The following is a 23443-nucleotide window of genomic DNA, read 5'->3' as shown; positions in this document are numbered from 1 at the left end:
TAGGGCCGCAAGGAGAGTACTGATGACGTCCAGAAGCAAGCGCTGGGCCCTCGTGGGCGCCGGCATGGGACTTATTGCGTCGGTTTCAGGCGCTGCATTGTTTTTCGAACTACCAATGAGCACGACCGCTACGGCAGCTTCCGCCCCTGCGCAGCCTCCGGCCGTGCCGGTGACGGTTGCCGTCGTCGCAGAGCGCGACGTGACGGCCTGGGAGACCTTCTCCGGCCGTCTCGAAGCGGTCGATCGTGTCCAGGTCCGTCCCCGCGTCGAAGGCGCGATCCTTTCGGTGGCTTTCCGTGAGGGCGCGCTGGTGAAGCAGGGCGACCTGCTCTTCACCATCGATCCGGCTCCCTATCAGGCGAGCGTGGCGCAGGCGCAAGGCCAGGTCGCTTCGGCTGAAGCCAGGGTCAGCCTGGCGCAGACCGAGCTTGACCGCGGCCGCAGGCTTTCCGACAACCGCACTATCTCCCAGAGCGATCTCGATCAGCGCCAGAGCGCGCTGGCCGAGGCGCAGGCAGGATTGCGTTCGGCGCAAGCCGCGTTGCAGTCTGCCCAGCTCAATCTCGATTATACTCAGGTGCGGGCGCCGGTTTCCGGCCGCATCGGCAAAATCGAGGTGACGGCAGGTAACCTCGTTGCCGCCGGATCGGCCTCGCCGGCGCTGACGACGCTCGTTTCGGTCGATCCCATCTATGCAAGCTTCAATGCCAGCGAAGAGATGGTCACGCGTGCTCTCGCCCAGTTGCCGCAGACGGACGGCGCCCTGCCGCCGGTCGAAGAGATTCCGGTCGAGGTCGGCACGCTCGCCGACGAAGGCACGCCGATCAAGGGCAAGCTGCAATTGATCGACAACGAGGTCGACGCATCGAGCGGCACCATCAGTGTGCGCGCCGTCTTCGATAATCCGGGCGGACGCCTCATCCCCGGCCAGTTCGTGCGCGTGCGCATGGGCCAGCCGAAGGCTGAGAACAAGATCGTCATCAGCGACCGGGCTGTCGGCACGGACCAGGACAAGAAGTTCGTGTTCGTCGTCGACGGCGAGAACAAGGTCGCATACCGGCAGGTGCAGCTCGGCGCTCTGGCTGAGGGGCAGCGGGTGGTCGAAAGCGGCCTGAAGGCCGGCGAGAAGATCGTCGTCAACGGCCTGCAGCGCATCCGTCCGGGCGCCGCCGTCATTCCGCAGATGGAAGAGAAGGTCGCGACCGCGCAGTAAGACGCAGCCTTCCCCTCACGGGGAGGGCCAATACCAGAAATGATATGACCCGCCGGCGGCTCCCCAAACCGCCGGAGAGGGGCGTTGCATCCATGTTCACCCCGGAGAGGGCTTTGATATGAACATCTCCAGATTCTTTGTTGACCGGCCGGTCTTTGCCGGCGTTCTTTCGGTCCTTATCGTGGTTGCCGGCCTGATCGGCCTGCGCGCGCTGCCGATTTCCGAATATCCCAACGTCGTGCCGCCGTCGGTCGTCGTGCGCGCCACCTATCCCGGCGCAAATCCGAGCGTCATTGCCGAAACGGTGGCGACACCGCTCGAGGAGCAGATCAACGGCGTCGAAGACATGCTCTACATGTCGAGCCAGGCGACGTCGGACGGCGTGCTCAACGTAACCGTCACCTTCAAGCTCGGCACCGACCCAGACAAGGCGCAACAGCTCGTGCAGAACCGCGTTTCGCAGGCCGAACCGCGCCTGCCGGCGGAGGTGCGCGCCCTCGGGATCACGACAGTCAAGAGCTCGCCCGACTTCATCATGGTCGTCAACCTCGTCTCCGAGGGGAACAGCCACGACATCACCTATCTTCGCAACTACGCGACCTTGAACATCAAGGATCGGCTCGCCCGCATCCCCGGCGTCGGCCAGGTGCAGGTCTTCGGCGCCGGCGATTATTCGATGCGTGTCTGGATCGACCCGCAGAAGGCCGCCGAGCATGAACTCGCCGCCAGCGACATCAGCAACGCGATCAGCTCGCAGAACGTCCAGGCGGCGGCCGGCATTATCGGTGCCTCGCCGAGCCAGCCGGGAGTCGACCTGCAGCTCAACGTGAATGCCCAGGGCCGCCTGCGCACGCCCGAGGAGTTCGGCAACATCATCGTCAAGACGGGCGCCAATGGCGAGATCACCCGCCTTCGCGACGTCGCCCGCATCGAGCTTGGCGCCGCCGACTATACGTTGCGGTCACTGCTCGACGGCAAGCCGGCCGTCGCCGTGGCAGCCCTTCAGGCGCCCGGTTCGAATGCGATCGAAATCGCCGACAATGTGCGCGCAACCATGGATCAGCTGCAATTGGCCATGCCGGAGGGCGTCAAATACGAGATCGTCTACGATACGACGAAATTCGTGCGCTCCTCGATCGAGAAGGTCATCGACACGCTGCTCGAGGCCGTCGCGCTCGTCGTCCTCGTCGTCATCCTCTTCCTGCAGACATGGCGGGCTTCGATCATTCCGCTGATCGCGGTTCCGGTCTCGATCATCGGCACCTTCGCGGTCATGTATGTCTTCGGCTTCTCGATCAACGCGCTCAGTCTGTTCGGATTGGTGCTGGCGATCGGTATCGTCGTCGACGACGCCATCGTCGTGGTGGAAAACGTCGAGCGCAATATCGAGCATGGCCTATCGCCGCGCGCGGCCACCTATAAGGCGATGAAGGAAGTCTCCGGCCCGATCATCGCAATCGCGCTGGTGCTCGTCGCGGTTTTCGTGCCACTCGCATTCATCTCTGGCCTGTCGGGTCAGTTCTATCGTCAGTTCGCGCTGACGATCGCGATCTCCACCGTCATCTCGGCCTTCAACTCGCTGACCCTGTCGCCGGCGCTCGCCGCCCTTCTGCTGAAGGGCCACGACGCGCCCAAGGACTGGCTGACGCGGTTCATGGACGCGATCTTCGGTTGGTTCTTCCGTGGCTTCAATCGCGTCTTCGGCGCAGGCTCGAATGCCTATGGCAAAGGTGTTGGCGGCCTGGTGTCGCGCAAGAGCATCGTCATGGTGGTCTACCTGGCGCTGGTCGGCGCGACCTACAGCATGTTCACCACGGTACCCGGCGGCTTCGTGCCGTCGCAGGACAAGCAGTATCTGATCGGCTTCGCCCAGCTGCCGGATGCCGCTAGCCTCGACCGCACGGAAGACGTCATCAAGCGCATGACCGATATCGCGCTCGCGCAGCCCGGCGTCGCCAATGCCATCGCCTTCCCCGGCCTGTCGATCAACGGCTTCACCAACTCTTCGAATGCCGGCATCGTCTTCGTGACGCTGAAGGATTTCGAGGAGCGTAAGACGCCGGATCTTTCTGGCGGCGCCATCGCCATGGCGCTGAACCAGAAATTCGGCGCCATCCAGGATGCCTTCATCGCTATGTTCCCGCCACCGCCGGTCAACGGTCTCGGCACGACGGGCGGTTTCAAGCTGCAGATCGAGGATCGCGCAGGCTTGGGCAACCAGGCGCTCGACGAGGCGACCAAGGCAGTGCTTGCCAAGGCCTACCAGACGCCTGAACTCGCCGGGCTGTTCTCCAGCTTCCAGATCAACGTGCCGCAGCTCTATGCCGATCTCGACCGCGCCAAGGCCGAGCAGCTCGGGGTTTCCGTCACCGACGTCTTCCAGACGCTGCAGATCTATCTCGGCTCGCTCTATGTGAACGACTTCAACGCCTTCGGCCGCACCTACAGCGTCCGTGTGCAGGCCGACGCGAAATTCCGCGCCCAGCCGGAAGATATCGGCCAGCTGAAGGTTCGTTCGGCATCGGGCGAGATGATCCCGCTGTCGGCGCTCCTGAAGGTGGAGCCGAGCACGGGTCCGGAGCGGGCGAACCGTTATAACGGCTTCCTCGCTGCCGATATCAACGGCGGTCCCGCGCCGGGCTTCTCGTCCGGTCAGGCACAGGCGGCAATCGAGAAGATCCTTCGGGAGACGCTGCCTGCTGGCATCGACTTCGAATGGACGGATCTGACCTATCAACAGATCCTTGCCGGTAATTCGAGCGTCGTCGTCTTTCCGCTCGCGCTATTGCTGGTGTTCCTGGTGCTTGCCGCCCAGTATGAAAGCCTGACGTTGCCGCTGGCGATCATCATGATCGTACCGATGGGTGTCCTGGCGGCTCTGACAGGCGTCTGGCTCACCGGTGGAGACAACAACATCTTCACGCAGATCGGCCTCGTCGTCCTTGTCGGCCTATCGGCGAAGAACGCAATCCTCATCGTGGAGTTCGCCCGCGAACTGGAGTTCGAGGGAAGGACGCCGCGGGAGGCCGCGGTCGAGGCCAGCCGCCTTCGCCTGCGTCCGATCCTGATGACCTCCATGGCTTTCATCATGGGTGTCGTACCGCTCGTCGTCTCCACCGGTGCGGGCGCGGAAATGCGCGCGGCCATGGGGGTCGCGGTCTTCTCCGGCATGATCGGCGTGACCCTCTTCGGCATCTTCATGACGCCGGTGTTCTACGTGCTCTTGCGGAGGCTGACGGGCAACCGACCGCTCGTGCAGCACAAGCCGGACGAGCACAAGGAAGAAGAGGCCGAAGTTATCCGGCTCGCAGCGGAATAGACGGAATTCACCCTTCCTTTGTCGAGTAAATCGGGCGGGAACTTCGGTTCTCGCCCGTATCGTTTTCAGGCATCGACAAAAATGCGTTACGTCAATCAAAACCGTTTGCAACGGTGGGCGAGGGGGCTATCAAAGGTGCAGAGCAGGTGGGAGGATAACAGTGACGAACGACCATTCGCGGAAGCGGCGTCTGCGCTCGCAGGATTGGTTCGATAATCCCGATCACATCGACATGACGGCGCTCTATCTCGAGCGTTTCATGAATTACGGCATCACGCCGGAAGAGTTGCGCTCGGGAAAGCCAATCATCGGCATTGCCCAGAGCGGCAGTGACCTAACGCCCTGCAACAGGGTGCATATCGAGCTTGCCAAGCGCGTGCGTGACGGCATTCGCGATGCCGGCGGCATTCCAATCGAATTTCCCACGCATCCGATCTTCGAGAACTGCAAGCGCCCGACGGCAGCACTCGACCGCAACCTCGCCTATCTCGGCCTCGTCGAAATCCTCTACGGCTACCCGCTCGACGGAGTCGTGTTGACCACCGGCTGCGACAAGACCACGCCTTCGGCAATCATGGCCGCCTCGACGGTCGATATCCCGGCGATCGTGCTCTCGGGAGGACCGATGCTCGATGGCTGGCACGAGGGGGAACTGGTCGGCTCCGGCACGGTGATCTGGCGGATGAGGCGGAAATATGCGGCAGGCGAGATCGATCGGGAGGAGTTTCTGCAAGCGGCGCTCGACTCGGCTCCATCCGTCGGCCACTGCAATACGATGGGCACGGCTTCGACGATGAATGCGCTGGCCGAGGCGCTCGGTCTGTCGCTCACCGGCTGCGGCGCCATTCCTGCCGCCTACCGCGAGCGCGGGCAGATGGCCTACCGCACCGGACGGCGTGCCGTCGAGATCGTGTTCGAGGATCTCAAGCCGTCGGATATCCTGACGCGGACGGCGTTCCTCAATGCGATCCGCACGAATTCGGCGATCGGCGGCTCCACCAATGCGCAGCCGCATCTGGCTGCGATGGCGAAACATGCCGGTGTCGAACTCCATGCCGATGACTGGCAGGTGCACGGCTTCGACATCCCGCTGCTCGCCAATGTCCAGCCGGCCGGCGCCTATCTCGGCGAGCATTATCATCGCGCCGGCGGCACACCGGCGATCATGTGGGAGCTGCTGCAGGCCGGAAAGCTCGACGGCGACTGTCGCACGGTGACGGGCAGAACGATGGCGGAGAACCTGAAAGGGCGGGAGGCCAGCGACCGCGAGGTCATCCGGCCATTCGACGAGCCGCTGAAGGAGCGGGCGGGATTTCTCGTTCTCAAGGGCAATCTCTTCGACTTTGCCATCATGAAGATGAGCGTTGTTTCAGAGGATTTCCGTCGGCGCTATCTCCAGGAACCCGGGCGGGAAGGCGTTTTTGAGGGCAGGGCGGTCGTTTTCGACGGGTCGGAAGATTATCATCGCCGCATCAACGATCCCGGGCTCGGCGTCGACGAGAATACGATCCTTGTGATCCGCGGCGCGGGACCGCTTGGCTGGCCAGGTTCGGCCGAGGTCGTCAACATGCAGCCGCCGGACCATCTCCTGAAGCGCGGCATACGCAGCCTGCCGACGATCGGCGATGGCCGTCAATCGGGCACGGCGGACAGCCCCTCGATTCTCAACGCCTCGCCGGAGAGTGCTGCCGGCGGTGGCCTCGCCTGGCTTCGCAGCGGCGATGTCATCCGCATCGACTTCAACCAGGGGCGCTGTGATATGCTCGTGGATGACGCCGAAATCGTCCGGCGCAAGGGGGAGGGTATTCCGCCTGTGCCGGCCGATGCGACGCCGTGGCAGCGGATCTATCGCCGCTCGGTGACGCAGTTGGCGGACGGCGCGGTTCTGGAAGGGGCAGCAGAATTCCGCCAGATCGCGAAAAAACCACCGAGGCATAATCACTGACCCGACGCTGCGGCCAACGTAAAAGCTTCTGATCCAAAAGGGGAAAAGCGTAACGAAGATTTCACCTCGCATTCGTGATCGTCGAAATCGGCAAGGCGCTTAACGTCGAAGGGATCGCCGAAGGCGTCGAGACCAAGGCCCATGCCAGCGTGCTGGCGCAGCTGGGTTGCGACGGCTTGCAGGGCTACGCGTTTGGTTATCCTGCGCCGGCAGCCGAGACAGACCGGCTGCTCCCGCCGATCACGGGTGGGGCCGATAAGCACAAGGCAGTGATTGCTGGCTGATTTCCGCTACGGCGCGATATTTTATTCGCACCGCCGGCAGGAAGATTATTGGGCGCCAAGTAATTTTCTTGAGCTTGCAACGCCGTTGTTTCATGGTATTGCGGAAGCCGAAGCTTACTGCATTGCATCGAAAATGATTACACGCGTCGTCAAGACCATCGGCGCTGCTTCTCCATCATTCGCAGGTGCGTTCGGGAAGCCGTGACCTGACAATTGCTTTGCCGTTGCCGGGATGGACTTGCGGGACATTCAATCTGGGAAGGTCGCATGAATTCGGAATTTGCCGTTCGTTCGATGCGGCCCGGCGAATTGGAGCTCGTGCTCGAATGGGCGCGTCAGGAGGGGTGGAATCCGGGCCTCGATGATTCGCTTGCCTTCCTCGAAGCTGATCCGTCGGGATTTTTCATCGGCGCCATCGGCGAGGTCCCCGTCGGCTCGATCTCGGTCGTCAAATATGGCGACAGCTTTGCTTTTCTCGGCCTCTACATCGTCCACCCCGATTTCCGCGGCAAGGGCTACGGCAAGGCGATCTGGGATGCGGGGATCGCCACGGCGGAGGGCCGGACGATCGGGCTCGACGGTGTTGCCGCGCAGCAGGAGAACTACCGCAGGGCCGGCTTCGAACCCGCTTATGCCACCATTCGCTACGGCGGCGTCGCCAGCTCGCTGCCTGCCTCGACGCTCGTCGCGCAGCCGGTGCTGGATTCCCGCCTCGAAGGCCTGCAGCGCTATGATTCGGCGATCTTCCCGCAGCCGCGGGATGCCTTTCTTGCCGCTTGGTGCACCGGACGCAAGGGACGTCGGACGGCCGTGGTGCGAAAGAGCCACAAGATCCGCGGTTACGGGACGATTCGCCGCTGCTACGAGGGCTACAAGATCGGGCCGCTCTTTGCCAATGACGCCGACAGCGCTGCGGCCTTGCTTGCCGAACTGATCCCTGAAGCGAAAGGCGCTTCGATCTTCATCGACATTCCCGCGGAGAACCACGAGGCGGCGGCACTTGCCGAAGGCATGGGCCTTCAGCCGGTGTTCGAGACCACGCGCATGTATCGCGGACCGGCGCCGGCCATCCCGCTGAAACACGTCTTCGGCGTGACGACGCTCGAGCTCGGTTAGCTAATCCACGGGTGAGGCGGGCACTGTCGAAGCGGAGGCTTTCGGCCGGCCCTTTTCGGCGATTGCTATGCCGCCGAGTGTCAGCACCAGTGCGATCATATGGAAGGACTGAAGTCTTTCTCCGATCAGCAAGACGGAGAGCAAAGTCCCGAACACCGGCACGAGATTGATGAAGAGACCGGCGCGGTTGGCGCCGATCGCCTCGACGCCTTTGATGTAGAGGATCTGCGCCAGGAGCGAGGGAAAGATCGCGGTGTAGAGAGTAATGCTCCAGCCGGCCTGGTCCGGCCACTTCGCGGCGCCGCGGCTGACTTCCCAGAGAAGCAGCGGGAGCGAGGTCAGCATGGCGGCGAGGGCGGGGAACGCCATCAGAGTGCGCCAATCGACCGGCGGTTTCCACCGCAGGAAGATGGTATAGAGCGAATAGGCAGCGATGGCGACCAGCATCAACCCATCGCCGCGGTTGAGCTGCAGCTGCAGCAGCGAGGCAAGGTCGCCATGGGCGGCCGTCAACGCCACGCCCACCAGCGTCATGCCGAAGCCGAGACATTGCGCCAGCGAGATGCCGGTGCGGAAAAAGAAGAAATTCAACAGGAAGATCAGCATCGGAATGCCGGCCTGTTCGATGGCGACGTTGATCGCTGTCGTATATTGCACCGCCGAGTAGAGCATGGCGTTGAAGAGCGTGTAGCCGATGGCGCCGTAGCAAAGCAGCAGCGGCAGGTTTTTCCTCGCCACGGGCCAATCCTTCTTGAGTTGCGGCACCGAAATCGAGGCGATCAGCGCGACGGCGAGGAACCAGCGCAGGAAGGTCAGCATCATCGGGCTGATATGCCCGACCGCAAGTTTGCCGGCGACGGAGTTGCCGCCCCAGCAAAGGGTGGCGATCACGAGGCAGATATAGGCCGTGGCTTGCAAGAGCGTTTCTTCCTCGTCTTTCGGCGGTCGCCAGGTGGCGTTTTCTCAGGGGAAATAGCCTGCCGGCTCCTGATTTGTCACGTAAAAAGCCCAATCGGCTGTGACAACAGGGTCGCTTTCCCAAAAACAAAGCTTTATAGATGCGCGGGTTTGAGCAGGTGCGCGGTTCCGCGCCGGTAACAGGAAGAGTTAGATGACGAACGTAGTCGTGGTCGGTTCGCAATGGGGTGACGAAGGCAAGGGCAAGATTGTCGACTGGCTTTCGGAACGTGCCGACATCGTCGTGCGCTATCAGGGCGGCCACAATGCCGGCCATACGCTCGTCATCGACGGCACGAGCTATAAGCTCTCGCTGCTGCCGTCCGGCGTCGTGCGCACGGGCAAGATGGCGGTGATCGGCAACGGCGTTGTCGTCGATCCGCATGCCCTGATCGCCGAGATCGGTCGACTGGAGGCGCAGGGCGTGGCGGTTACGCCTGACAATCTGCGCATCGCCGACAATGCGACGCTCATTCTTTCCCTGCACCGCGAGCTTGACGCGATGCGCGAGGATGCGGCATCGAACAGCGGCACCAAGATCGGCACGACGCGCCGAGGCATCGGCCCGGCCTATGAAGACAAGGTCGGCCGCCGCGCTATCCGCGTCATGGACCTTGCCGATCTGGACAGCCTTTCCGGCAAGGTCGACCGTATTCTGACGCATCACAACGCGCTTCGCCGCGGCCTTGGCGTCGCCGAAGTCAGCCACCAGGCGATCATGGAAGAGCTGACCTCGATCGCCGATCGGGTGCTGCCCTTCCGCGATACCGTTTGGTTGCTGCTCGACAAGGAGCGCCGCAAGGGAGCCCGCATCCTGTTCGAGGGCGCGCAGGGCAGCCTACTCGACATCGACCACGGCACTTATCCCTTCGTGACCTCCTCGAACACGGTCGCCGGTCAGGCGGCCGCCGGTTCGGGCATGGGGCCCGGTTCGCTCGGCTATATCCTCGGCATCACCAAGGCCTATACGACGCGCGTCGGTGAAGGTCCGTTCCCGACCGAGCTCACGGATGAGATCGGCCAGTTTCTCGGCGAAAAAGGCCATGAATTCGGGACCGTAACCGGGCGTAAGCGGCGCTGCGGCTGGTTCGACGCGGCACTGGTGCGCCAGTCGGTCGCCACAAACGGCATCACCGGCATCGCGCTCACCAAGCTGGACGTACTCGACGGCCTCGAAGAATTGAAGATCTGCGTCGGTTATATGCTCGACGGCGAACAGATTGATCATCTTCCCGCAAGCCAAGGAGCGCAAGCTAGGGTCGAACCGATTTACATCACGCTGGAGGGATGGAAGGAATCGACCGTGGGCGCCCGCAGCTGGGCGGATCTTCCGGCACAGGCGATCAAGTATGTGCGCCAGGTCGAAGAGCTGATTGGGGCGCCGGTCGCGCTCCTTTCCACCAGCCCGGAGCGGGACGACACGATACTTGTGACCGATCCGTTTGAGGATTAAGGTCACGGGTCACTGTGGAGGACAGTACGGCGGAAAGCCGGACTTCTTGAGAAAGTACTGATGGCGGATTTTATTGCAGTTATTCGGCGGGCCGTCGACGGCTTGGCTGAAAATACCCCCGAGATGCGGGTGAAGGTCTACGAACGTGCTCGCGGCGCAGTGCAGCGGCAGCTCGAGAACATGAAGCCGCGCCCGCCGGAAGCCATGCTGCAACGCCAGCTCGAAAAGCTCGAGGCCGCCATCCGCGAAGTGGAGGGGGAGCACTCCGAAGCGCAGGCGCTCGACGAGGCGACTGGCGCTGTCGCTGCGCCGGAAATCTTGGAAGAACAAGCGGTTTCTGACGAAAGCGAACTGGCGTCCGCGCCCCAGCCGGCTGTCGATCACCCGGTCGGTGAAGCCGATGTGGAATCGCCGGCGGCCGTCGACGAGCCCGATCACGTGGAAGCCCACGCACAGCCGGAAATCCAGGAAGAGGTCGCGGCCGAGGAGCCCGAACCTGCGCAGGTCGAGCCCGCGCAGACACCTGTTTCGGCGGAGACCGAGGCACCCGTCGAGACATACTGGCATCCCTCGCATGAGGAGGAGGCCCCGGCCGAGGAATGGCATGCCGGCGAGGCGCGAGATGTCGCTGCCGACGAAGTCCCGCCGGAACCACATGGTTTCGAAGCGCCGCCTGCCGGTCATCCCTACGATGAGGCCGACGAACATCGTGCCGACGAGCCGCATTCCGTGGAAGCCGACGAGGTCGCAGCCGAACCGGCGACAGTGGAAAGCCATCAGCCGGAGGCCGAGGCGGCTAACGAGCCCATCGAATCGTTTCAGCCGATCCCACGCGGCATAGAGCATGCATCCAACCGGCTGGTGGAGCCGGTCGCCGATTTCGATCGTGCGCAGGACTTCGTCGAACATAGCCGCGAGGAGCCGTTGCACGCAGATGCCGCGGCGCATTTCGACCCCGTCTGGACCGAGCCCGTCGCCGAAACACCAGCACCGGCGCCCAAGGATGCCGAGACGGAATGGGCGGATGAGGAACTTCGGCACTATTCGGAAACCGCGCCGAGCGCCACCGACACCTCGGCGCGTGCGTTCGAAGAGGTGATATCGAGCCTCGAAAAGGTGGCGCCCGCGGCGGTCATGCCGGCCGCCAAGGAAAGCTTTTCCTGGGAGACGGCCGCTTTCGATGATCTGCCGCCGATCGAGGCCGGCAGCAACAAGAAGACGCCGGTTGCCTCACATTTCGACGATGTCGATATCTTTGCGGAAGTCCACGATGGAAAGCCCGCACCCGCCGCCGGCGCGCCGAGCGAGGCGTGGCGCGAAGCGAAGGCGCTTCGTGGCTATGACCGCCGCGGCTCGGTTGCCGTTGATGATGACGACACCAATCCGGCGATGGATATCGACCAGATCGTCGCCTCCAAGCTGCAGGGCAAGAATTTCCGCATGGAGCCGAAGCGCCGCCGCTTCGGCATCGGCACCGTGATCACCCTCATCTTCGCGCTTATCCTGATCGGCGGCGCCTATGCCGGCTGGATGAACAGAGAGGCGCTGGTGGCGATGGTCGATGGGCTTGTCAGCTCGGCACCGTCGCAGGCGACGAGGAACGAGGCGGCAACGACGCCCGCGACCTCGGAGACTCCCGCGCAGCCCACGCCGACGCCAGCCCAGCCAGCCACGCCGGAAGCGCAGAATACACCGGCGGCACCGGCACAGCCGAACCAGCAGGTGGCGTCATTGAACAATGACGGTGCAGCGGCCAATTCCAAATTCACGCAGCGATTGCTTTCTGACGGAACCGAAGTCGACAGCGGCCCGGCGACGGTGCCGGGAACGCCGACCGCCGAAGGAAAGTCGGTAGCCGAGCAGAATGTGGCGGCAGCGGATACGCCGGCTGCCAGCGCGCAAGGCGACACCGCACCGCCCGAAACACAGACGCCGAACGGTCCTGCGGTATCGCCGCAGCAGGCAGCGCCGGTTAGTTCGTCGGAAAAAATGTTCCTCTATGAGGAGCGTATCGGCCAGAGTTCGCCTACGGCGATCGAGGGAACGGTCGTCTGGAGCGTACAGCACGAGGCCGGCCAGGGTGGCCGGCAGGAGGCGACGGTTCAGGGCAATGTCACCGTTCCCGAGCGCAATCTCTCGGCCCTCGTCACCTTCAAGCGCAATTCCGATCCGTCGCTGCCGGCGAGCCACCTCGTCGAGATCGTCTTCTCGGTGCCGCCCAATTTTGAAGGCGGCAGCATCGACAGCGTCCAGCGCATTTCGATGAAGCGAACCGAACAGGATCGCGGTGATGCGCTGATCGCGGTGCCGGCCAAGATCACCGATGATTTCCACATGATCGCGCTCAACGACTATCCCGATGCGCGCAAGGCCAATCTCGATCTGATGTCGACCCGCAACTGGATCGATATTCCGATCACCTACCGCAACGGCCGCCGCGCGCTGCTGACGATGGAGAAGGGTGGCACGGGAACGAATGCGTTCAATACCGCGATTAAGGAATGGACCGCGCTGGGGGATGTCTCGACGAGCCAGTGAGGCGTGGGCCGTTGCATAGGTGCCGAGCAGCCTCGATTCTGCGGCCGCCTCCCAGCAGAGGTCAGAGGCCGGCATTGAGGCTCGCTCTTCTCCCCGCTGCCCAGTAGAGACATATGGCAGCGCCTTGCCCGACAAAACAAAAACGCCACCTCCCCGAAAAGGGAGGTGGCGTTTCCATTCTTAAGTTCAGCAATCAGGCCGTGGCTTCGACGACGCGGATGGCCTTGGCGCGCTCGAGGGCTTCCTTGCGGACGGCATCCTGCACCTTCTCGAAGGCGCGAACCTCGATCTGACGGACGCGTTCACGGCTAATGTCGAACTCAGCTGAAAGGTCTTCCAGCGTCACCGGTTCCTCGGCAAGGCGGCGGGCCTCGAAGATGCGGCGCTCGCGTTCGTTCAGCACGCTCATTGCTTTCGCCAGCATGCGCCGGCGGGTGTCGAGCTCATCCTGTTCGATCAGCACCTCTTCCTGGCTGTCGTGGTCGTCCACAAGCCAATCCTGCCATTGACCGCTGTCGCCTTCGGCGGCCTTGATCGGCGCGTTCAGCGAGGCGTCGCCGGAGAGACGGCGGTTCATCGAGATGACTTCTTCCTCCGAGACATTCAGCTTCGTGGCGATTTCAGAGACATGCTCCGGCTTCAGATCGCCGTCGTCGATCGCCTGAATGCGACCTTTCAGCCGGCGCAGGTTGAAGAACAGGCGCTTCTGGTTGGCGGTCGTGCCCATCTTCACCAGCGACCAGGACCGCAGGATATATTCCTGGATCGAGGCCTTGATCCACCACATCGCATAGGTGGCGAGGCGAAAGCCGCGCTCGGGGTCGAACTTCTTGACGGCCTGCATCAGGCCGACATTACCTTCCGAGACGACTTCGCCGATCGGCAGGCCGTAGCCGCGATACCCCATCGCGATCTTCGCAACGAGACGGAGATGGCTGGTGACCAGCTTGTGGGCGGCATCGCGGTCGCCGTGCTCGGCATAACGTTTTGCCAGCATGTATTCCTGCTGCGGCTCGAGCATCGGGAATTTGCGGATTTCGTCGAGATAACGATTGAGACCGGCTTCGCCGGCGGTAATGGACGGCAAGGTATTTCGGGCCATAGTGCACCCTCCTAAAGTGAATTCCGGTTCCCGATAGAAACGCGTCCCCGCGTTGAGAAAGGCGAACCGGGACGTGCGGCTCTCAACTCAAGCCCGCACTAAGTCTATATACAGATAAGTATGGCGAAATGGCGGTTCAAGATGCCGCTCACGCAGGTGTGAGACCGGGGAGGGCGGAACTCCGGGAGCCTTATCGCCGCCGCAGTGCCTCGACCAGTTCGATCATATCGTCGGGCAGCGGTACCTCGAAATGCATGAGTTCGCCGGTGCGCGGATGTTCGAATTGCAGCATGAAGGCATGCAGAGCCTGGCGGCCGAAGCCGTTGACCACCTTGCGGATCTCTTCGGGCAGCAGATTGGCCTTGGTTCTGAAGCCGGCTCCGTAGACTGTGTCGCCAACGAGCGGATGGCCGATATGGGCCATGTGCACACGGATCTGATGGGTGCGGCCGGTTTCGAGGTGGCACTCGACCAGTGAGGCAAGCGCCGTCGCATCCGGATTCTCCTGGAAACGCTCGATGACCTGGTAATGCGTGATCGCTTCGTCGGCATCCTGGCTGTCGGGGTGCTTGACGGCGCGGCGTGTGCGATCGCCGGTGGCGCGGCCAAGCGGTGCATCGACCATGCCCGACAACGAGCGAGGGCGACCCCAGACGACAGCCTGGTAAGCCCGCTCCAGCGGCATGGTGCGGCCGTGGTCGGCAAATTGAAGCGAGAGGTGGCGATGGGCTATGTCGTTCTTGGCGACGACCATGACACCTGTCGTGTCCTTGTCGAGACGATGGACGATGCCGGGGCGACGCACGCCGCCGATGCCGGACAGCGTATCGCCGCAATGATGGATCAGCGCGTTGACGAGCGTTCCTGTCCAGTTGCCGGGGCCGGGATGGACGACCAGGCCTGCCGGCTTCGATATGACGATAACGTCGTTGTCCTCATGGAGGATATCGAGCGGGATATCCTCGCCCTTTGGGGTCGGGTCTTCCGGCTCGGGCAGGGTGATCTCGAAACTGTCGCCGACGCGCACCTTGCGCTGCGGATCGGTGACGGCTTCGCCACGCATGGAAACCTGACCGTCCTTGATCAGCGCCTTGATGCGGCTGCGGGAAAAAGCCTCGCCGAGCTGCGCCGTCAGCCAGGCGTCGAGCCGGCCTTCGGCGGTTTCATCGGCGGTCAGGACTTTTCTAATGGCGGCGGCTTGTTTAAAGGGGTCGCTCAAGAGGCTTCTTCTCCGACGCATTTTTAGAACGGGACGCACAGATGACAGCAATCGAGCCAGACGACCAGGAAGAGAAGCCCCTTGATCCGGCGATGGAAAGTGTCCGGCGCAAGATGGTCCGCCTGCAGATCGTTTCCGGCGCCATCATGTTCGTGAGCCTTATGGCGGTCTTCGGCGCTGTTGTCTACAAGACGATGCGTGAACCAAAGGGGACGACGTCCACTGCCGCGACCTCCGGTGTGCCCTCGGATGGACCGCTTGCGGCGACCGTTTCCCTGCCGCTCGGATTCAAGGTGCAGTCGACCTCGTTTTCGGCGGGGCAGATCCTGTTCTATGGCGAGACGGTCGAGGGCAGGAACAAGGCGCTGGTCTTCGACCTCACGACCGGCCGAACCGTCGCCGACATCCTCGTCACGGGCAATTGAGGCCGGCATGGCCGCCAACCCCATCGTCATCGACAGCGCCGACGATCCGCGCATCGCTGAGTTTCGCGATATAAGAGAGCGTGACCTGACGGGCCGGGAGAACCGCTTCATCGCCGAGGGTACCGTCGTGTTGCGCATGCTGGCCGAAGCCCATGCGGCGGGCCGCGGCTTCTCAGCCGAAAAGATCCTGCTGCTGCGCAACCGCGTCGAGGGCGTGTCGTCCATCCTCGAACGATTTCCGACCGATGTGCCGGTTTATGTCGCCGAGGCCGATGTGCTTAACGGCGTTGTCGGTTTTCATCTGCATCGCGGCGTTCTCGCCCTCGGCCGGCGGGAGGACCGCGGCGAGGCAGCGCTTCTCGACGCCCTGCCGGAACGGGCGCTGGTGCTGGTCGGCTGCGGCATTTCCAATCACGACAATGCCGGCTCGATGTTCCGCAATGCGGCCGCCTTCCAGGCAGATGCGGTGCTGCTCGACGAAACCTCCTGTGATCCGCTCTATCGCAAGGCGCTGCGTGTTTCGGTCGGTTCGGTGCTGAGCGTTCCGCACCGGCGCGGCGGCAAGGCATTGGATGTGCTTCTGGCGCTTGCCGAACGGGGTTTTGCCATCTGGACGCTTTCGCCCCGTGGCATCACAGACATCCGCGCCATTCCGGCCTCGGCGCGCATGGCGCTTGTCGTCGGCACGGAGGGCGAGGGCCTGCCGGAGGCGCTGCTGGCACGCTTTCAGAGCGCGCGCATCCCGCAATCGGACGGGCTCGACAGTCTCAACGCCGCGACGGCGACAGGGATCGCACTGTTTTCCATGGCTTCGGCAATGGGGCGGCTCTGACGCTTACCGCACCGGATTGGCGATGATGGCCGCTGCCCTGTCGGCTAGGCTGACGCGGTCGTTCGGGTTCTTGGTGCCGGCATCCGGCAGCAGCGTCCGGATTGGTGAGGAAGGGCCTTCGTTGAGTGCGGTCAGCGCCACCATATTGGCGGCGATCGAGGCGATCTCCTCGCGGATCGCGCCATCACGCCCGGTAACGGACTTTGCCTTCAGCAGGCGCTCGGCAAGGGCGGCGCTGCGCATGCGGACATCCTCGCCCATCTCAGCTGCCACCGCGGCCGTGTCGAACACGGATGCGGTCGTGTCTTCGGTCGTCAGTTCCGGCGGCAGCTCCGCCGCCATCTTGGCCAGGCCGGCCTCGCGCAGCACCCGATTGATCTTGCGGATCTCGGCATTGGCGGCCTTCACCTGCTCCTTCAACTTGGCGATCTCCTGCTGACGGCGGATAAGCAGGCTTTCCTTCTCAGCAGCGGAGGCGCTCTCGCGTGCGGCCTTGTCCTCCAGGCGGATCACCATATGCTGCTGTTGCGTCAGTTTCTGTTCGGCATCCTTGGCCCGCTTCTGCAGCAGGGTGACGTCCTGGCGCAATGTGTCACGTTCGTCGCGTAGCGCATTGGCGCGGAATTTCAGGCTTTCCGCCTCGGTCTCACGCGCGGCAAGGTCGATCCTCAGCCCGTCTATTTGTTCGCTGAGCTTGCTCAGCCGTGTGCGCATTGCCGCCAGTTCGCTCTCCTTGTTGGCCGCGGATTGCTCGGCAATATGCAGATTGGTCTTCAACTGGCTGATATAGTTCTCATCCTTGCGCAGGCGCGAGCGCTGCTCGGCCGCCTCGACATGCATCTCGCCGATCTCGGCCTGCAAGTCACTGATCTCGGCGGCAAGCCTGCCGGCATCGACGGCAAGCGCATCGTGGCGCAGCTGGAGCGATAGGGATTTTTCGCGTTCACGCAGAAGATCCTGGGTCGTGCGGGCGTTTTCGGCGGCGTAAAGCGCGCGCACCATATCCTTCTGGGCGCGAACCTCCTGCGGGCTCAGCGGCATCGTCGCCTTCAGCCGGTTTTCGGTATACCAGACGATGCGGCGGTGCACCGCCGGCGAGATCAGAAAGACGAGGAAGGCCGCTGTCAGGAAGCCCAATCCGAACAAAAGAGCATATTCGATCACTGCGCGGCCATCGATTCGACGTTGATACCAGAATGGGACGATTTCAGTCCGGCCGGTCTAAAATCTGAACTCTATTCTTAATGAGATGCAGCATGCTGTCATCCGAAAACTGTTCACATGTTTCGGCATCATGCTCTTGGCCAGCCGCGATGATTAAGCATGCATGGTGCATAGGGGCAAGGCCGCCGATGCGGACGGCGGCAATTTCCAGGGCCCAGCGGCGTCAGAAGGGGTTCCAGGTCGGCGCCTGGGTGATCTTGAGATAGCCGACATTGACGCCGAGGCGGGCGCCGACGCCGGTGCGGATCGGCACAATCAGCACGTTGTTGTTCTTCAGCACCGTCATGCCGAAGCCGGCGATCACATAGGCCGAACCGCTGACGCCGCCGAAGCGGGCATAGATGCCGTCGATGGAGGGCAGATCATAGACGAGCATCATGACCCGCGAGCCTTGGCCGCCGTAATCGATACCGAGAGACGGACCCTGCCAGTAGAGCGAATGCTCGCCGGCATTCTTGGTGTTCAGCTGGCCTTCGCCATAGGTGAGACCGGCGATGAAGGCGCCGCCGCCTTCCTGTCCGAGAATATAACCGTTCGGCAGGCCATATTTCTGGAAGGCGCTTTCCACCACCTTGGCGAGGCCGCCGCTGGCGGAGCCGAAGAAGGAGTGGCCCGTATCGATGATTTCCTGCATCGTATACTGACCGTTGTTCTGGGCGGCGGCCGGCCCGGCAATCATCAGCCAGGTCAGTACGAAGGCCGAAAGCAACCTGCAGAAGCCAATGAATCGGTGCGGAAATCGAGGGCGCATGGTGTCATCCGTTCGTCGTTTGGCTGGAGCGGGCACCCGCTCGCGTCGATTGCTGCATTTTGCGCCGATGATCTTAACAATCGGTTTACCAAATATGGTGTCATTATGGCACCGAGTACGATCGCAAACTTCGCGCAATTTTGATGAAGCATATTTGCCGGCGCGATGAGATTGCTGCCCTTCAGGAGACGATGATGTCCAAGAACCCGAACCTCACCCTGTCCGGCCCGGATCTGGCCGCGCTTCTCTGCAGCCGCGTTTGCCACGATGTCATCTCGCCCGTCGGCGCGATCAATAACGGCCTGGAACTTCTGGATGAAGGCGGTGCCGATGCCGATGCGATGGATTTGATCCGCACCAGCGCGCTCAACGCTTCCGTGCGCCTGAAATTCGCGCGCCTTGCCTTCGGCGCCTCGGGTTCGGTCGGCGCGTCGATCGACACTGGCGAGGCGGAGCGGGCCGCCAAGGATTTTGCCCTCGCCGAGAAGAAGACCGAGGTGATCTGGAACGGACCGCGCGCCATCGTTGCCAAGAACCGCGTCAAGCTGCTCCTCAACCTCTTCCTTGTTGCCTATTCGGCGATTCCGCGCGGCGGCGTGCTCGAAGTAACGCTCGAAGATCCCGAGTTCGATGCCAGGTTCAGGCTCACGGCCAAGGGCAAGCTGATGCGCCTGCCGCCCAAATTTGTGGAGATATCGACCGGTACGATTGAGGAGGCGATCGATGCCCATTCGATCCAGCCCTATTACACGGTGCTGCTGGCTGAGGAGTGCGGAATGACGCTTGATCACAGCGCAAGCGCCGACGAACTGGTGTTCACCGCCGCGGTCGCTGCGGCGTGATTTCGGCGCCCGGACAAGCGGCTGCGCGTTTGCGGTAACGATTCCTTAGCCTGATGGAACTATACTCTAGGGTTGTAGGAGGCATCCTGTTACGACGAATGCGAGGGCAAAGGAGTAGTCATGCAAAGGTTCATGATCACCGATAACTCGGACATCGTCCGCAAGGTCGGCAAGCGCATTCTCTCCGAACTCGACTTTCTCGTCAGCGAAGCTTCCAACGCCGGTGAGGCGCTTCAGCGCTGCCAGGCGGAGCTGCCGGAATATCTGATCGTCGATTCCGGCATGGAAGGCGCCCTTGACCTCATTGCCGCCATCCGCGCCATGGAGGGCGGCAAGGACGTCAAGATCTATTACTGCGTCATCGAAGCCGATCTCAAGAAATTGATGGCAGGCAAACGGGCCGGCGCGACAGACTTCCTGCTGAAGCCCTTCGATCGCAAGATCCTGACCGCCGTTTTCGGAAACCGCGCGATCGCAGCCTGACTGCAGGTTTCTTCCCGGCCGCATCGGCCGCCCTTGAGCACAATGCCGAAAGCGTGGACGGCTCCGGCTGCGCGACATCTTCCAACGTGATCGAGAGATGGAAACCAGCCATTCACGCTGGATCTCGAGCGTTTATCCGGACAGCAACGTCTGCGCGGTACAAACGAAAAATCCCGCCGGAAGGGCGGGATTTCGTCATCCGATAAGGGGGACCGGAAGATCAAGCGGTTTCCGCATATTCGGTGCCATCAGGCTCGCGCAGAACGTAGCCACGGCCCCAGACGGTCTCGATATAGTTGGCGCCGCCGGCCGCGTTGGCGAGTTTTTTGCGAAGCTTGCAGATGAAGACGTCGATGATCTTCAGTTCGGGCTCGTCCATGCCGCCGTAAAGGTGGTTCAGAAACATTTCCTTGGTGAGGGTGGTGCCCTTGCGGAGCGAAAGCAGCTCCAGCATCTGATATTCCTTACCCGTCAGGTGGACGCGCTGGCCGCCGACTTCGACGGTCTTGGCGTCGAGGTTGACGATGAGCTCGCCAGTCATGATGACCGACTGGGCGTGGCCCTTGGAGCGGCGGACGATAGCGTGGATGCGGGCGACGAGCTCGTCCTTGTGGAACGGCTTGGTCATGTAATCGTCGGCGCCGAAGCCGAGGCCGCGAACCTTGTCTTCGATGCCGGCCATGCCCGACAGAATGAGGATCGGCGTCTTGACCTTGGACAGCCGGAGGGTGCGGAGCACTTCATATCCCGACATGTCGGGCAGGTTCAGATCGAGAAGGATGATATCATAATCATACAGCTTGCCCAGATCGACGCCTTCTTCACCGAGATCGGTGGTGTAAACATTAAAACTTTCTGATTTTAGCATCAACTCGATGCTCTGCGCCGTAGCGCTGTCATCCTCGATGAGAAGTACCCGCATAATTATCCCCTTTACCGCCGCCGAAAGGTGGTCTGGCCCCCTACACGCTACCCGAACAAGCTACGTGATTTGGAAGCTGCCACGAAATGGTTAACAAATTCTAATTCACTCTGGCAAGGAGTATCGAATTTATTAAATAATTTTTCCATTTCTCTGTTTTCCAATAGGAATCTCAAAAAGGCGTTCCTAAACTTTAACATCAGGAAACAGCGCTAAGTGATTCATCCGACTCGCCAATGAAAAGGTTCGAACTTCATGCCGCGGCATTTACCGAGCCTTAAATCATCGGGCCTATCATTAACGATGCCCGTAAACGAAAGGTTACCAGCGGTAGGTTTTTGTTAATATCGCAGGAAATTTTTTAGCAAACCGTGTCAAAGCGGCGCGCAGGGTGGTTTCAAGTTGAGCCGGGGTCTCGCATCACGGGAGTAATGCGTATGAAGTCGCGAGAAAGTCTCGTTCGCCTGAAGGAGTTTCAGGTGAACGAAAAACGCCGTCAATTGCAGCAGTTGCAGATGATGATGTCCGAATTCGAACGGATGACGAAGGATCTGGAGAGCCAGATCGTCGTCGAGGAAAAGAAGTCCGGTATATCCGACCCGAATCACTTTGCTTATCCGACCTTCGCCAAGGCCGCGCGGCAGCGGGCCGACAACCTGCAGGTTTCGATCAAGGAACTGAAGATGCAGGAAGAGGCGCTGGAACTGGCGCTCGAGGAGATGCAGGCGGAATATGCAAGGGCGACGGCGCTGGAAGAGCGTGACGGCGGCGCCCGCGCTAGGGCCTAAGAGACAAACGGGCGCCGGCTTCGGCGCCTGAGGATCGCCAGAGAGAAGCCATGTATGATGGGCGCGCGCTGTCCGTCATACATGGCTTTTGGTGTTTGCCTTTCACGTCTGCATGTCGTCGCGCAAACCTCACCGGATTTGGGCCACGGCATCAGTTCACGACATCCTGCCATTCCGGGTGGCGTTGCGCTTGCGCCTTGAAGAAGGGGCAGAGCGGGATGATCTTCCAGCCACCCGCGCGAGCCGCTTCCACCGCATGCAGCGCCAATGCCTGGCCGACGCCCTTGCCGCGCAAGGCGTCGGGAACCGCCGTATGATCGATGATGACGAGCTTCGGCGACGCGCGCGAATAGGTCATCTCCGCCTCGTGCCCCTCGACCTCGGCGGCATAACGGCCGCCGGAGCCGCCTTCTTCATTTCGAATGTCCATCGCCTTACCTCGTACACAGATATTATCGCCGCCGACGGTGACACGGCGGCGCCGCCGTGCCAAGCCGGTGAAATCATTCCTGAGGGAGACGCAGTGTTCATGGAAAATATCGCATCGACACGAGCCTCTGGGCAATGAGAGCGCTTTCGATCGTCCGCCCCGCTCTTCTCGTCGCGGCTCCGTTCCTCCTGGCGCTCGGGCTCATCTTACCGCTGGTTCGTTTCGAGACGCTTTATTTCTTCGATCAGACTCCGTCGCTCATCGAAATCGTCGTCTCGCTCTGGCAAGGCGGAGATGGGCCGCTGGCGGCGATCGTTGCGCTGGTCTCGATCGTGCTTCCGCTTCTCAAGATGGTCGGGATCGCGGCGGAAGCGACGGCTGCCGGCGGCGGGGCCGGGAGCCTGTTCTATCGTCGCGTCGTGCCGCATCTGTCCAAGTGGTCAATGATGGACGTGCTGCTCGTCGCGATCGTCATTGCTGCGGCGAAGACAACGGGGTTGGCGGATGCCTTCACGCAGCCTGGCCTCTGGTGCTACGCCGCCTCGTCAATAATTTCGGGCCTTCTTCATTCCCTGATGGGAAATGCGCCCGGCCCGAAATAAATGTCGATGATGCGTGCGATCAGTGGCGATATTGCTGGATACGCGTGGTGCGCAGGCCGGCAAGGCCGTGGCTGTTGATCGACGACTGCCAAGAAAGGAACTCTTCGACCGTGAGCGTATAACGCTCGCAGGCCTCTTCCAGGCTCAACAGGCCACCGCGAACCGCCGCGACAACCTCTGCCTTGCGGCGGATCACCCAGCGCCGCGTATTGGGCGGCGGAAGATCCGCGATGGTCAGGGGGCTGCCATCGGGGCCGATGACATATTTCACTCTGGGACGTATCATTTCGGTCATGGGACTCTCTACACAACGCAAGACCACGGACGCCACTCTAGCTTGCCACATTTAAAAATTGCCTAAACGCATCGTAAGACTTTGATAACAAATTTAGATGGTCGGCCGGCGATCATTTGGGGCGATTGCATGCCGCTACGTCAATCTGTCGGACGGCTGCATGGGGCCAGGCGGAATGAAATCTTCCCTGTCCCCGAGAAAATTTTATAAGCCGCGCAGCAAAGAATATACGCAGAGGCTTCGCCTCCGTTCTTCCCGTTGTATCAGTCCAGCGCGTGCCTTCGACGCTTCCCGTTCTCGGGATGCGGGCAAAGGCCGTTTCTGACGACCCTCTGGCGCGAGCTTTTCATCGCCGGCAGCAAGGCCGAGCTGAAGCTTGCGGACCAGGATACGAAGATGAAAAAGCATGGGTGCGCAATCGACGATTGGCCTGAGGATGCTGGGTTTTCGCCTTAGCGGGCCGATGGCGCCGACCTGTCCTTCACCGACATCGCGGCGGCTCGGGGAGACGGCGCAGCTTGCGGCCGTCGGTTTTTATCCGCTCTCGGCTTTCCCGCATGATCTTCATCGAAAACAGGTTGATTAGCAACTGGCCGTAAAACCTCAGCGGCTTATACGAGGCGGCCGTTCCTTCTATTGCAGCCGGCTGGTGACCGCGACGAAGCGAATGGTCATGGGTGTTTTCTACGAGCGGGGAGCCTTT

21 protein-coding genes and 1 pseudogene are annotated in these 23443 nt (G+C 61.8%); 14 read left to right on the top strand and 8 right to left on the bottom strand.

The annotated features are described in order from the left end of the window. Window positions 1-22 precede the first annotated feature (22 nt). From J0663_RS04480 to J0663_RS04455, 6 genes and pseudogenes are all read left to right on the top strand, one after another. Window positions 23-1213, top strand: coding sequence for an efflux RND transporter periplasmic adaptor subunit (locus tag J0663_RS04480; protein ID WP_207243244.1), 1191 nt, complete (start codon window positions 23-25; stop codon window positions 1211-1213). A 118-nt stretch (window positions 1214-1331) separates the two neighbouring features. Further along, entirely contained in the window at window positions 1332-4532 is a 3201-nt protein-coding gene (locus J0663_RS04475; protein WP_207243243.1) for an efflux RND transporter permease subunit, read from the top strand. A 160-nt stretch (window positions 4533-4692) separates the two neighbouring features. Next, window positions 4693-6477 carry an IlvD/Edd family dehydratase gene (locus J0663_RS04470; RefSeq protein ID WP_207243242.1) on the top strand — a complete coding sequence of 595 codons (1785 nt, stop codon included), beginning with the start codon at window positions 4693-4695 and terminating at the stop codon, window positions 6475-6477. A gap of 77 nt (window positions 6478-6554) precedes the next feature. Continuing rightward, window positions 6555-6761, top strand: a pseudogene (locus J0663_RS04465) (EAL domain-containing protein); the annotation flags it as partial. Beyond that, window positions 6751-6966, top strand: coding sequence for a hypothetical protein (locus J0663_RS04460; RefSeq protein ID WP_207243241.1), 216 nt, complete (start codon window positions 6751-6753; stop codon window positions 6964-6966). The pseudogene J0663_RS04465 and the gene J0663_RS04460, both read left to right, overlap by 11 nt. 62 nt (window positions 6967-7028) lie before the next feature. Further along, the gene (locus tag J0663_RS04455) at window positions 7029-7877 is read left to right on the top strand and encodes a GNAT family N-acetyltransferase (protein WP_207243240.1); all 849 of its coding nucleotides are present in this window, start codon (window positions 7029-7031) and stop codon (window positions 7875-7877) included. Here the strand turns inward: J0663_RS04455 and J0663_RS04450 are convergent, their stop codons facing one another. Continuing rightward, window positions 7878-8795 carry a DMT family transporter gene (locus J0663_RS04450; RefSeq protein WP_207243239.1) on the bottom strand — a complete coding sequence of 306 codons (918 nt, stop codon included), beginning with the start codon at window positions 8793-8795 and terminating at the stop codon, window positions 7878-7880. 193 nt (window positions 8796-8988) lie between these two features. On the opposite strand from J0663_RS04450, the gene J0663_RS04445 reads away from it, so the two are divergent. Both J0663_RS04445 and J0663_RS04440 read left to right on the top strand, forming a co-directional pair. After that, window positions 8989-10287, top strand: a complete 1299-nt coding sequence (locus J0663_RS04445) for an adenylosuccinate synthase (RefSeq protein WP_207243238.1) — start codon at window positions 8989-8991, stop codon at window positions 10285-10287. A 60-nt stretch (window positions 10288-10347) separates the two neighbouring features. Next, window positions 10348-12825: a RodZ family helix-turn-helix domain-containing protein gene (locus J0663_RS04440; protein ID WP_207243237.1), complete on the top strand. Its 2478-nt coding sequence runs from the start codon at window positions 10348-10350 to the stop codon at window positions 12823-12825. 193 nt (window positions 12826-13018) lie between these two features. On the opposite strand, the gene rpoH is transcribed toward J0663_RS04440, so the two are convergent. Both rpoH and J0663_RS04430 read right to left on the bottom strand, forming a co-directional pair. Beyond that, window positions 13019-13927: an RNA polymerase sigma factor RpoH gene (rpoH, locus tag J0663_RS04435; protein WP_207243236.1), complete on the bottom strand. Its 909-nt coding sequence runs from the start codon at window positions 13925-13927 to the stop codon at window positions 13019-13021. Window positions 13928-14117: 190 nt separating this feature from the next. After that, window positions 14118-15146 (bottom strand): RluA family pseudouridine synthase, encoded by a 1029-nt coding sequence (locus tag J0663_RS04430; protein ID WP_207243235.1) that lies wholly within the window; start codon window positions 15144-15146, stop codon window positions 14118-14120. Between the two features lie 41 nt (window positions 15147-15187). On the opposite strand from J0663_RS04430, the gene J0663_RS04425 reads away from it, so the two are divergent. Continuing rightward, window positions 15188-15571, top strand: coding sequence for a hypothetical protein (locus J0663_RS04425; RefSeq protein WP_207243234.1), 384 nt, complete (start codon window positions 15188-15190; stop codon window positions 15569-15571). Window positions 15572-15578: 7 nt separating this feature from the next. Beyond that, window positions 15579-16403 carry a TrmH family RNA methyltransferase gene (locus J0663_RS04420; RefSeq protein WP_207243233.1) on the top strand — a complete coding sequence of 275 codons (825 nt, stop codon included), beginning with the start codon at window positions 15579-15581 and terminating at the stop codon, window positions 16401-16403. 3 nt (window positions 16404-16406) lie between these two features. Here the strand turns inward: J0663_RS04420 and J0663_RS04415 are convergent, their stop codons facing one another. Then, window positions 16407-17567 (bottom strand): coiled-coil domain-containing protein, encoded by a 1161-nt coding sequence (locus J0663_RS04415; RefSeq protein ID WP_207243232.1) that lies wholly within the window; start codon window positions 17565-17567, stop codon window positions 16407-16409. Window positions 17568-17790: 223 nt separating this feature from the next. Then, on the bottom strand, window positions 17791-18378 hold the full coding sequence (locus J0663_RS04410; RefSeq protein ID WP_207243231.1) for a DUF1134 domain-containing protein: 588 nt from the start codon (window positions 18376-18378) through the stop codon (window positions 17791-17793). A gap of 194 nt (window positions 18379-18572) precedes the next feature. On the opposite strand from J0663_RS04410, the gene chpT reads away from it, so the two are divergent. Together chpT and J0663_RS04400 are read left to right on the top strand one after the other, a co-directional pair. Beyond that, the gene (gene chpT, locus J0663_RS04405) at window positions 18573-19220 is read left to right on the top strand and encodes a histidine phosphotransferase ChpT (RefSeq protein ID WP_207243230.1); all 648 of its coding nucleotides are present in this window, start codon (window positions 18573-18575) and stop codon (window positions 19218-19220) included. Between the two features lie 120 nt (window positions 19221-19340). Beyond that, window positions 19341-19703 carry a response regulator gene (locus J0663_RS04400; RefSeq protein WP_207243229.1) on the top strand — a complete coding sequence of 121 codons (363 nt, stop codon included), beginning with the start codon at window positions 19341-19343 and terminating at the stop codon, window positions 19701-19703. A gap of 220 nt (window positions 19704-19923) precedes the next feature. Here the strand turns inward: J0663_RS04400 and ctrA are convergent, their stop codons facing one another. Continuing rightward, the gene (gene ctrA, locus J0663_RS04395; protein WP_007533606.1) at window positions 19924-20625 is read right to left on the bottom strand and encodes a response regulator transcription factor CtrA; all 702 of its coding nucleotides are present in this window, start codon (window positions 20623-20625) and stop codon (window positions 19924-19926) included. A gap of 437 nt (window positions 20626-21062) precedes the next feature. Here ctrA and J0663_RS04390 point away from each other — a divergent pair, with 437 nt between their 5' ends. Continuing rightward, complete coding sequence (locus J0663_RS04390) at window positions 21063-21413, top strand: flagellar export protein FliJ (RefSeq protein ID WP_207243228.1); 351 nt, start codon at window positions 21063-21065, stop codon at window positions 21411-21413. Between the two features lie 151 nt (window positions 21414-21564). On the opposite strand, the gene J0663_RS04385 is transcribed toward J0663_RS04390, so the two are convergent. Continuing rightward, window positions 21565-21843 carry a GNAT family N-acetyltransferase gene (locus tag J0663_RS04385; RefSeq protein WP_138396460.1) on the bottom strand — a complete coding sequence of 93 codons (279 nt, stop codon included), beginning with the start codon at window positions 21841-21843 and terminating at the stop codon, window positions 21565-21567. Window positions 21844-21977: 134 nt separating this feature from the next. On the opposite strand from J0663_RS04385, the gene J0663_RS04380 reads away from it, so the two are divergent. Beyond that, the gene (locus J0663_RS04380; protein ID WP_207243227.1) at window positions 21978-22445 is read left to right on the top strand and encodes a paraquat-inducible protein A; all 468 of its coding nucleotides are present in this window, start codon (window positions 21978-21980) and stop codon (window positions 22443-22445) included. Between the two features lie 19 nt (window positions 22446-22464). Here J0663_RS04380 and sciP read toward each other — a convergent pair whose 3' ends face one another. Beyond that, entirely contained in the window at window positions 22465-22740 is a 276-nt protein-coding gene (gene sciP, locus J0663_RS04375; RefSeq protein WP_007533628.1) for a CtrA inhibitor SciP, read from the bottom strand. Window positions 22741-23443 lie beyond the last annotated feature (703 nt).

The sequence above is a fragment of the Rhizobium lentis genome (genome assembly GCF_017352135.1).
GTDB lineage: Bacteria > Pseudomonadota > Alphaproteobacteria > Rhizobiales > Rhizobiaceae > Rhizobium > Rhizobium lentis.
The sequence above is the reverse complement of the archived record's forward strand: the minus strand, read 5'-3'. Positions and strand labels throughout refer to the sequence as shown.